General features: G+C 69.9%; 9 protein-coding genes. 8 read left to right on the top strand and 1 reads right to left on the bottom strand.

Annotated features, from left to right (window positions below; all coding sequences use genetic code 11):
* Nucleotides 1–114: 114 nt before the first annotated feature.
* Together ACFYRX_RS19850 and ACFYRX_RS19845 are read left to right on the top strand one after the other, a co-directional pair.
* Entirely contained in the window at nucleotides 115–1,413 is a 1,299-nt protein-coding gene (locus ACFYRX_RS19850) for an MFS transporter (protein ID WP_389101263.1), read from the top strand.
* A gap of 25 nt (nucleotides 1,414–1,438) precedes the next feature.
* Nucleotides 1,439–2,911 carry an arabinose isomerase gene (locus ACFYRX_RS19845; protein WP_389101261.1) on the top strand — a complete coding sequence of 491 codons (1,473 nt, stop codon included), beginning with the start codon at nucleotides 1,439–1,441 and terminating at the stop codon, nucleotides 2,909–2,911.
* Between the two features lie 6 nt (nucleotides 2,912–2,917).
* Here the strand turns inward: ACFYRX_RS19845 and ACFYRX_RS19840 are convergent, their stop codons facing one another.
* Nucleotides 2,918–3,769, bottom strand: a complete 852-nt coding sequence (locus tag ACFYRX_RS19840; RefSeq protein ID WP_389101259.1) for a FadR/GntR family transcriptional regulator — start codon at nucleotides 3,767–3,769, stop codon at nucleotides 2,918–2,920.
* Nucleotides 3,770–3,915: 146 nt separating this feature from the next.
* On the opposite strand from ACFYRX_RS19840, the gene ACFYRX_RS19835 reads away from it, so the two are divergent.
* From ACFYRX_RS19835 to ACFYRX_RS19810, 6 genes are read left to right on the top strand one after another with little or no spacing between them, the layout of a single operon-like run.
* Nucleotides 3,916–4,812, top strand: coding sequence for a proline iminopeptidase-family hydrolase (locus tag ACFYRX_RS19835; RefSeq protein ID WP_389101257.1), 897 nt, complete (start codon nucleotides 3,916–3,918; stop codon nucleotides 4,810–4,812).
* 17 nt (nucleotides 4,813–4,829) lie between these two features.
* The gene (locus ACFYRX_RS19830; protein ID WP_389101255.1) at nucleotides 4,830–6,551 is read left to right on the top strand and encodes an ABC transporter substrate-binding protein; all 1,722 of its coding nucleotides are present in this window, start codon (nucleotides 4,830–4,832) and stop codon (nucleotides 6,549–6,551) included.
* Entirely contained in the window at nucleotides 6,539–7,564 is a 1,026-nt protein-coding gene (locus tag ACFYRX_RS19825; protein WP_389101253.1) for an ABC transporter permease, read from the top strand. The genes ACFYRX_RS19830 and ACFYRX_RS19825 overlap by 13 nt, the downstream gene beginning before the upstream one ends.
* A gap of 2 nt (nucleotides 7,565–7,566) precedes the next feature.
* Complete coding sequence (locus ACFYRX_RS19820; protein WP_389101251.1) at nucleotides 7,567–8,535, top strand: ABC transporter permease; 969 nt, start codon at nucleotides 7,567–7,569, stop codon at nucleotides 8,533–8,535.
* Nucleotides 8,528–9,559 carry an ABC transporter ATP-binding protein gene (locus tag ACFYRX_RS19815; RefSeq protein WP_389101250.1) on the top strand — a complete coding sequence of 344 codons (1,032 nt, stop codon included), beginning with the start codon at nucleotides 8,528–8,530 and terminating at the stop codon, nucleotides 9,557–9,559. Before ACFYRX_RS19820 ends, ACFYRX_RS19815 begins: the two co-directional genes overlap by 8 nt.
* Nucleotides 9,556–10,578 (top strand): ABC transporter ATP-binding protein, encoded by a 1,023-nt coding sequence (locus tag ACFYRX_RS19810; RefSeq protein WP_389101249.1) that lies wholly within the window; start codon nucleotides 9,556–9,558, stop codon nucleotides 10,576–10,578. The genes ACFYRX_RS19815 and ACFYRX_RS19810 overlap by 4 nt, the downstream gene beginning before the upstream one ends.
* Nucleotides 10,579–10,586: the final 8 nt, after the last annotated feature.

Below are 10,586 nucleotides of genomic sequence, written 5' to 3'. Positions count from 1 at the left end.
GCCGCATGACGTCTTGTTGGAACGTTTTTACCCTCCTATAGTCGCCAGACATCGGCCGAGAACAGCGACGTCCCCCCTCCGCTCGGACCCACTCTCCCCAGACGGAGCCGCATCATGGCCCGAACCTCGCCTGCCCCGAACCAGCCGGAACCGCCCATCGAGAAGCGCCTGTGGAAGGTCGCGACCCTCTCCGGCATGGCGTCCTACCTCGACGCCGCGCTCATCGTGAGCATCGGCGTCAACCTCGCCATCTACCGCGACGCCTACGACATGGGCGTCTGGATGGCCGGTGCGATCAGCGCGATCGTCACCATCTGCATCGCGGTCGGCTCCCTGGTCGGCGGACGGCTCGCCGACGTCTTCGGCCGACGCCGTCTCTACAACCTGGACATCCTCTGCTACGCCCTCGGGGCGGTCGTCATCACCCTGGCCCCCGGCGAGATCACCCTTCTGGTGGGTGTCCTCCTCGCCGGTCTCGCGGCCGGTGCCGACCTGCCGACGTCCCTGGCCGTGGTCTCCGACGCCGCCCCCGACCACGCCCGGGGACGGCTCATCGCCTTCACGCAGGTCATGTGGATGCTGGGCATCATCGTCGTGGTCTTCGTCGGCTTCGCCCTGTCGGACACCGGCATGCTCGGGGCCCGCCTCATCACCGGCCATCTGGCGGTCGCCGCACTGGTCACCTGGCATCTGCGCTCCAAGCTGGAACTGGCCACCGGGCCCGATCCGGTACAGGACCGGGTCACGGCCGAGAAGCCGACCGCGGAGCAGGGTGTCGCGCTCAGGAACGTCTGGACCCGCGCCGCCCTGGTGCCCATGCTCGCGACCTTCGCCTTCTACGTCACCTGGGGTCTGGGCGCCAACACCATGGGCCAGTTCACGACGTATCTGCTGGTCACGGTCAGTGGCGCCACCCAGAGCGTGGCGACCGGCATCAACCTTGCCTGTCTTCCGATCGGACTGCTGCTGACGCTCGCCTTCGTCCGGATCGCCGACGGCCCGCGCCGCGACCGGATGTTCTACATCGCCACGGTGGTGCAGATCGCGGCGTTCGCCATCGGCACGCTCACCCTGGGCGCCATCGTCGGCTTCCTCGTCTTCTACGTCCTCTACCAGCTGTCCTATCCCTTCGCGGGCGAGGCCAACTACAAGGTGTGGTCGCAGCTGACGCTGCCCGCGGAGACCCGGGGCACCACGCAGGGGATCACCTACGCCGTCTCGCGCGGGGTCTTCGCGGGCGTCGCGTTCGTGACGCCCGCCCTGCTCGACCGGAGCCCCAGCCTGTTGCTCTGGGTGATCACCGGCTGCATGGCGCTGTCGGCGTTCGCGGGCCTGTACATCGTCCGCGTCCTCGTTCCCCGCGCGTCCCCGGCAGCCACGGCTCCGGCGGACCTGAAGGTCGCGCGGACCTGAACCGAACCCCGAAGGAGCGCCGACCATGGCGACGACCGAATTCCGCACGACGTATGCCGGTGAACGGGAAGCCGTGCTGGGCGAGTTGCTGCCGCCCGTGACCCGGCGCCGACCGCGGATCGGGCTGGTGTCCGGCGGGCTCGGCACGTACTGGCCGCAGTTCCCGGGGCTGCTACCCCAGTTGAAGGAGTCGGCCGCGTATGTCGCCGAACGGCTGGGGCAGTTGGACGCGGAGGTGACGGACGCCGGGTTCGTCTCCGACGCACAGGAGGGCGCGGCCGCCGCCGAGCAGCTCCGGCGGGCCGACTGCGATCTGATCGTGCTGTTCCTGACGACCTATCTGACCTCGTCGATGGTGCTGCCGATCGCCCAGCGCACGCACACCCCGGTGCTGGTCGTCGACCTCCAGCCCTCCGAGCGGATGGACCACGCCTCCTTCGACACGGGTGCCTGGCTGGCGTACTGCTCGCAGTGCTCCGTGCCGGAGGTCGGCAACGTCTTCCGGCGGGCCGGGATCCCCTTCCGGTCGGTGTCGGGCTGGCTGCGGCAGGAGTCGGCGTGGCGGCGCATCGAGCGGTGGGTGCGCGCCGCGCATGTCCGTGCCGCGCTCCGGCACGCCCGGCACGGGCTGATGGGGCATGTGTATCCCGGCATGCTCGACGTCCAGACCGATCCGACGCTCCTCTCGGCGACCTTCGGTTCGCATGTCGAGGTGCTGGAGTTCGACGATCTGCGGCACCGGGTGGAGAAGGTGACCGAGGCGGAGACCCGGGAGCGGGTGGAGCTGGCCCGGCGGATCTTCACGGTCGACGACAGCGTGGTCGACGAGGACTTCGCGTGGGGCGCGACCGTGTCGGTCGCCCTCGACCGGCTGGTGGCGGACTTCGGCCTCGACACCCTCGCGTACTACCACCGGGGGCTCGACGGCGAGACACACGAACGGCTCGGCGCTGGCATGATCCTGGGCGCCTCGCTGCTCACGGCCCGGGGTGTGCCCGCGGCCGGTGAGTTCGAACTGCGCACCAGCATCGCCCAGTTGGCCTCGCAGAGTGTCGGCGCCGGGGGCTCCTTCACGGAGATCCAGGCGCTGAACTTCGAGGACGGGGTGGTGGAGATGGGCCACGACGGCCCTGCCCACCTGGCGCTCAGCGCCCGGGACCCACTGCTGCGCGGCCTCGGCGTCTATCACGGCAAGCGCGGTTGGGGGGTCAGTGTGGAGTTCGACGTCCGGCAGGGGCCCGTGACCCTCCTCGGTCTGGGTCAGGACGCCGACGGCAGCCTGTCATTCATCACCTCCGAGGGCACGGTCGTCCCGGGGCCGTTGCTGGAGATCGGCAACACCACCAGCAGGGTCGACTTCGGCCGGGATCCCGGCGAGTGGGTCGACGCCTGGAGTGCCACGGGGGTGGGGCACCACTGGTCGCTGGCCGTGGGTCACCACGGCGCCGACTTCGGGGCGGCCGCGGGTCTGCTGGGGATCGATCACCGGGAGGTGTAGCCCCGATCAGTGGGACTCTGCTCCCCTCACCCGGGCCAGGACATCCCGGATCATCTCGGCACTGATCATGAAGTGCTCCCTGGCGATCCCCTCCGCGCGCTCCGGCTCGCCCGCCGCGACGGCCTCGTAGAGCTCCGCGTGCCCGTGGCCGGCCCGCTCGTGATGGGACCGCTCGCCCCTCCCCCAGGGCTCGACCGGGAAGCCCAGGCTGATCCGGGTCAGCAGCTCCCGGCTGAGCCGCGCGATCTGCGGGTTGTGGGTGGCCGCGCAGATCGCCAGGTGGAACGCGCTGTCGGCGGCCTGCTCCTCGCGGGGAGTGCGCGCGGCGAGGTGCGCGGTCAGCGCCTCACGCATCGGCTCCAGGTCCTCCGGGCGCCGGCGCCGGGCAGCCGTCGCCGCCACCATGCCCTCCACCAGCCCGCGCAGGTCGAAGAGCTGCTCGAACTCCGCCCAGCGGGGCAGCAGCGTGCGGCGGACCGCGTCCCCGGAGGACTCGGTCCAGCTGTCGCGGACGAAGGCGCCGCCGCTGCGGCCCCGACGGATCTCGACGACACCCAGCACCTGGAGGCGTGCCACGGCCTCGCGCACGGTGGGGCGACTGACGTGCAGCAGTCCGGTGAGCTCCCGCTCGGCCGGCAGGCGCTCGCCGGGGAGGAAGTCGCCGACCGCGATCGCGGTGAGCAGCCGGTCGCTGACCTCGTCGACCGCGGAGCTCACCCGGACCGGGCGCAGCGAGGACGACGGGCCGCCGCCGAGCAGGACCCGGTCGAGAACGCGGGAGAACTCGTCGCCGGGTTCGGGTTCGGATGTCAGTTGTCCTCCTGCAAGTCGCCGCTTCTGTAAACGCGTACGGGCCATGTGAACCCGCCGTTACGTCTTTCCCTCGCCCCGCTAAAAGGTCTTGTGGGCTGACCTTTTAGCGCCCCACTATCTCACCCATCCGTTACACCCACCTGTTTTCAGACAGCGGTCGGCCGGTTCCGGCCGGTCTGGGAGGCTTCCCCGTGGCGATCCCCGAACCGAACCACACCGGAACGGTCGACTTCAACGGCCTTTCCACCTGGTACCGGATCACGGGCGAACCGGGCAGGACACCGCTGGTGGTCCTGCACGGCGGCCCCGGCGCCGGTCACCACTACACCCTCAGCATCGCGGGCATCTCCCGGCAGGGCCGACCCGTGATCCACTACGACCAGCTCGGCACCGGGTTCTCCACCCATCTGCCCGACCGGGGCGCCGACTTCTGGACCGTCCAGCTCTTCCTCGACGAACTGGACAACCTGCTCAAGGAGTTGGGCATAGCCGACGGCTACCACATCCTCGGCCAGTCCTGGGGCGGCATGCTCGCCGCCGAGCACGCGGTACGCCGCCCGCCCGGGCTGCGCGGCCTCGTCATCGCCAACTCCCCCGCGTCCATGGAGCTGTGGCTCCAGGGGGCCGCCGAACTGCGCGCCGAGCTCCCCGAGGAGGTCCAGCGCGTCCTGCACGCCCACGAGGCGGCCGGGACCACGGGCCACCCCGACTACCGGGCGGCGGAGCAGGTCTTCAACGAGCGCCACGTGTGCCGCCTCACACCCAACCCGCCCGAGGTACAGGCCACTTGGGACAACATCGCGGCCGATCCGACCGTGTACCACACGATGAACGGCCCGAACGAGTTCCATGTCGTCGGCACCCTCAAGGACTGGTCCGTCATCGACCGGCTGCACCTGATCGAGGTGCCGACCCTGCTGGTGTCCGGCCGCTTCGACGAGGCGACGCCCGAGACCGTCCGTCCCTTCGCCGACCGCATCCCCGATGCGCGCTGGCACATGTTCGAGCACTCGAGCCACATGCCGCACGTCGAGGAGGAGGAGCTCTACCTCCGGATCGTCGGCGAGTTCCTCGACTCCACCGACTGATCCGGGAGTTCTCTGCCATGTCCCGCACCACCAGACGGGGCGCGCTGGCCGCCGCCACCGTCGCCCTCGCACTCACCGCCGCCGCCTGTTCGTCCTCCTCGGACCCGGGCTCCTCCTCCGACCCGAGCGCCTCCGTCTCCGGCTCCTCCGCCTTCCAGGCGCAGCACAGGGGCGGCACCCTGAAACTCGTCGCCCACGCGGCCGCGGGCAGCTTCGACCCACAGGTCAACTACACACTCCAGTACTGGCAGTTGTTCCAGTCGATGTACGACGGGCTGCTCGCCTTCAAGAAGGTCAACGGCCAGGAGTCGTTCACCGTCGTCCCCGACCTGGCCACCGCCATGCCGAAGGTGACCAACGGCGGAAAGACCTACACCTTCACCCTCCGCAAGGGCGTCACCTTCTCCAACGGCAAGCCCCTGACCACCGCCGACGTGGTGGCCTCCTTCCAGCGCATCTTCAAAGTCTCCAGCCCGACCGCGGGCACCTTCTACAACGGCATCGTCGGCGCCGACGCCTGTCTGAAGACCCCGGCCTCCTGCACCCTGTCCAAGGGTGTGGTCGCCGACGCCGCGGCCGGCACCGTCACCATCAACCTCACCGCGGCGGACCCCGAGTTCGAGTACAAACTGGCCGTCCCGCACGCCGTCGTCGTACCGAAGGACTCGCCGGCCAAGGACGCCGGGACCAAGCCGCTGCCGTCGACCGGCCCGTACATGGCGGCGTCGTACGACCCGAACCGGGCGCTGAAGCTGGTGCGCAACCCGCACTTCAAGGAGTGGTCGCGGGAAGCCGAGCCGCAGGGCTATCCGGACGCCATCGACTACACCTTCGGCCAGACCGTCGAGTCCGAGGTGACCGCCGTCGAGAACGGCCAGGCGGACTGGATGTACGATCCGCCGCCCGCCGACCGGCTGAGCGAGATCGGCACCAAGTACGCCGCCCAGGCGCATGTGAACCCGCTGACGGCGTTCTGGTACGCGACGCTCAACGTCAACATGGCACCGTTCGACAACAAGCTGGCCCGCCAGGCGATCAACTGGGCGGTCGACCGGTCCGCCGTGGTGCGGCTGTACGGCGGCACCAACCTCGCCTCTCCCGCCTGCACGATCCTGCCGCCCGGCTTCCCCGGACACGTCGACTCCTGCGACTACACCAAGGGCGGCGGTACGACCTGGAAGGCGGCGGACCTCGCCAAGGCGAAGGCGCTGGTGAAGCAGTCCGGCACGGCGGGGCAGGAGGTCGGGATCGTCACGCAGGACGACGACGTCAACAAGTCGATCGGGCAGTACCTGCAGAGCCTGCTCACCCAGCTCGGGTACAAGGCGACGCTCAAGCCGCTGTCGGGGAACATCCAGTTCACCTACATCCAGAACACCAAGAACAAGGTGCAACTCGCCCTGACGTCCTGGTACCAGGACTACCCGGCGGCCTCCGACTTCCTCAACGTGCTGCTGTCCTGCGCGAGTTACCACCCCGGCAGCGACTCCAGCATCAACATCTCCGGGTTCTGCGACAAGGGCGTGGACGCGCAGATGCAGGCGGCGTTGAAGACCTCCCAGACCGACAAGGCGGCCGCCGACAAGCAGTGGGGAGCCGTCGACCAGGCGGTCATGGCCCAGTCGCCCGTGGTACCGCTGATCAACCCCAAGCTGATCGACTTCACGTCGACGCGGGTGGGCAACTACCGGTTCAGCAAGCAGTTCTACATGCTGGTCGGGCAGCTGTGGGTGAAGTGACCCTCGCCCCGCCGGACGGGGCCCGGCGCTCGCCGGGCCCCTGGCGGACCGCCGCCGGCGACCTGCTGCGCAACAGACCGGCGCTGGCCGCCGCCGCGGTCCTGCTCCTGGTCGTGCTCGCGAGTGTGTGCGCTCCGCTCTACGCGGACCACATCGCCCACACCGACCCCTTCCAGTCCCAGGTCTCCGGCTCCACGATCGTGGACGGAAAGACCGTGCCGGTGCTCACCCCGAGCAGCACCGGCCTCGGCCTCGGCGTCACCCCGATCGGCCCGACCTGGGACCCCTCCCACTACTTCCTCGGCGCCGACAACCAGGGCCGGGACGTCATGGCCCGTCTGCTCTACGGCGGCCGTACCAGCCTGTTCATCGGGTTCACGGCGGCGCTGCTCACCTGCGCCGTCGGTACGGCCGTCGGGGTCGTCGCCGGGTACGCGGGCGGGTTCGTGGACGGCGTGATCTCCCGGATCCTGGACGTCATCTGGGCGTTCCCGGTGTATCTGCTGGCCATCTGCCTGTCGGTGGTGCTGCTCACCAACGGGCTCGAGCTGGGCCCTGTCACCGTGGACGCGGGAAGTCTCTGGCTGCCCGTCACGATCATCGCGGCGATCTATGTGCCGTACATAGCAAGGCCGTTGCGCGGTCAGGTGCTGGTGCTGCGCAACAAGGAGTACATCCAGGCGGCCATCGGCTCCGGCGCGCCCACCGTGCGCATCCTGCGCCGTGAGGTGCTGCCGAACGTGGTGCCGACGGCGATCGTGTTCGTGCCGCTGATGACCGCGCTGGCCATGCTCACCGAGTCGGCGCTGTCCTTCCTGTCCGTCGGCGTGCAGCCGCCCGACGCGAGTTGGGGCACGATCATCGAGGACGGCCTGGGACTGCTGTACACCCGGCCCGCCGTGACGATCGCTCCCGGCCTGCTGATCGCGCTGACCACGGCCGCACTCAACATCCTCGGCGACGGCGTGCGCGACGCGCTCGACCCCGGCGCCCGGCTGCGTGGAGGGATGTGACCATGCTGTCCTTCGCACTCAAGCGGTTCGGATCCGCCCTGCTGGTGATGTTCGCGATCAGTGTGCTGGTCTTCCTGATCTTCTTCGCCACCCCGGGAGTCGACCCGGCGGCCCGCATCGCCGGCCGCAACGCCGATCCGGCCACCCTCGCCCAGGTGCGGCACTCCTTCGGGCTCGACCGGCCGATGCCGGTCCGCTATCTGCTGATGATGCGTCACCTGCTCGTCGACCGGGACCTCGAGTCGTTCGTCAACCGCGGCTCCCGGGTCGTTCCGCAGATCCTGCAGGCCACTCCCGTGACGCTGTCCCTGGTCATTGGAGCGGCTCTCATCTGGATGACGGCCGGCATCCTCATGGGCACGGCCGCCGCGGCCCTGCGCGGCAGGGCGGCCGACCCGCTGATCATGCTGGTCGGCGTGGTCGGTGTCTCGCTCCCGGCCTACTGGCTCGGCGAGGTCGTCAACCTCCTCACCCAGAAGCAGCTCCACGACTCGCTCTTCTCCTGGGTGCCCCCGCCCGGCTATGTCGGCCTCGGCACGGACCCGGGGCAGTGGGCACTGCACATGCTCTCCCCCTGGCTGACCCTGGCCCTGCTGTACGCCGGCATCTACGCCCGGCTGCTGCGCGGCGAGGTCGTCACGGCGCTGAACGAGGACTACGTCCGCACGGCCCGCGCCAAGGGCCTGTCCGAGCGGCGGATCCTGCTCCGGCACGCCCTGCGCTGCTCGCTGATCCCGATCGTGTCGCTGTTCGGCCTGGACTTCGGCGCGCTCGTGGGCGGTGCCGCGCTGCTGACCGAGGTGGTCTTCGGTCTGCCCGGCATCGGCAAGCTCACCTTCGACGCCCTCCAGAACCTGGACCTGCCGGTGATCATGGGGACCGTCCTGTACGCGGCGTTCTTCGTGGTCCTCGCCAACGCCCTGGTGGACATCCTGTACGCGCGACTCGACCCGAGGGCCCGCCATGCCTGACGAACCCCTTCTGGACGTACGTGACTTGACCGTGCGCTTCCGTACCCGGCAGGGCATGGTCACCGCTGTCGACGGTCTCTCCCTCTCCGTCGCCCCCGGTGAAGTGCTGGGCGTGGTGGGCGAGTCGGGCTCCGGAAAGAGTGTGTCGATGCTGGCCGTGCTCCGGCTGCTGACCAACCCGAACGTGACCGTTTCGGGCGAAGTCCGCTTCCGTGGACGCGACCTGCTCACCCTGCCCGACCAGGAGATGCGGGCGGTGCGCGGCCGGGAGATCGCGATGGTCTTCCAGGACCCGATGACCGCGCTGACCCCGGTGTACACCGTGGGCTGGCAGATCGCCGAGGCGATCCGGGCGCACGAACACGTCTCCCGCAAGGAGGCCCGGGCCCGGGCCGTCCAACTCCTCTCCGACGTCGGCATCCCCGACGCGGCCTCGCGCGTGAACGCCTATCCGCACGAGTTCTCCGGCGGGATGCGCCAGCGCGCGGTCATCGCGATGGCGCTCTCGTGCAGCCCCTCGCTGCTCATCGCCGACGAGCCGACGACGGCACTGGACGTCACGGTCCAGGCGCAGATCCTCGATCTGATGCGGGAACTCAACGCAGGGGGCTCCGCGATGGTGCTCATCACGCACGACATGGGCGTGGTCTCGCAGATCGCCGACCGGGTCCTGGTCATGTACGGCGGCCGGGTGGCGGAGGAGGGTCCGCGGCGGGCGGTGTTCCACGGCCCCCGGCATCCGTACACCTGGGGTCTGCTGGACTCGGTGCCCCGGGTGGGCGGTGCACGGCTGCGACGGCTTCCCACCATCGCGGGGATGCCCGTCTCGCCCGGTGCCGTTCCGGACGGGTGCGCGTTCGCACCACGCTGCAGGCTGCGGCACGAGCGGTGCGAGGAACGGCCGGTGCCGTCCGCGGGCCATGGCGACGCCGCACATCGGGACGCGTGCTGGCTGCCGCCGGACGATCGTGCGGCACTGCGGCTGACGGCGGAGAAGGACTTGAACGCGGAGGCGGCGTCGTGACGGCACAGGAGATCGTGGCAGTGGACGGGCTGGTGTCTCCCGGCGAGGGTGAGGTACTGCTACGGGCCACGGACGTCACCAAGCACTACCCCGTACGCGGCAGGCGCCAGGTACTCCGCGCTGTCGACGGGGTCTCGCTGGAGGTGCGCGGCGGTGAGACCCTCGGGATCGTGGGCGAGTCCGGCTGCGGCAAGTCCACGCTGGGCCGCTGTCTGGTCCGGCTCACCGAACTCACCGGCGGGCGCGTCGAGTTCGACGGGCAGGACATCTCGACACTGTCCACGCGCAGGCTGCGTCCCGTGCGGCCGGGCATGCAGCTGGTCTTCCAGGACCCGCAGGCGTCGCTCAACCCCCGCCGCCGCGCCGGGGACATCGTCGCCGAGCCGCTGCTCGTGCACCGGTACGGCGACCGGGCCGCGGTCCGCCGCAGGGTCGGGGAGCTCTTCGACGTCGTAGGGCTGGCCGCGGCCCATCTGGACCGGTATCCGCACGAGTTCTCCGGCGGCCAGCGCCAACGCATCGGTATCGCACGGGCGTTGGCGACGAACCCGAAGCTGATCGTGGCCGACGAGCCGGTGTCCGCGCTCGACGTGTCGATCCAGGCTCAGGTGCTGAACCTGTTCGCCGACCTCCAGGAGGAGTTCGGCCTCACCTATGTCTTCATCGCGCACGACCTCGGTGTGGTCCGTCATGTGTCGGACCGGATCGCCGTCATGTACCTCGGCGAGATCGTCGAACTCGCGGGCACGGAGGCGTTGTACTCGGACCCGGCCCACCCGTACACCCAGGCCCTGCTGTCGGCGGTCCCGGACATCGACGACGGGACGCTCACGGAAGGGGGGCCGCGGGAGCGGATCGTGCTGACCGGTGAGGTGCCGAGTCCGGCGGACAAGCCGACGGGGTGTCCGTTCCGTACGCGATGCCCCTATGCCCAGGAGCTGTGTGCGAGGGAACGTCCGAGGCTCACGGCGACAGCCTCCGGTCGCCATGTGGCCTGTCACTACCCGCTGGCCGGCTGAAGGCCCGG

The organism is Streptomyces sp. NPDC005374, from assembly GCF_042872225.1.
GTDB lineage: Bacteria > Actinomycetota > Actinomycetes > Streptomycetales > Streptomycetaceae > Streptomyces.
This window is presented reverse-complemented; position numbering and strand designations above follow the sequence as displayed.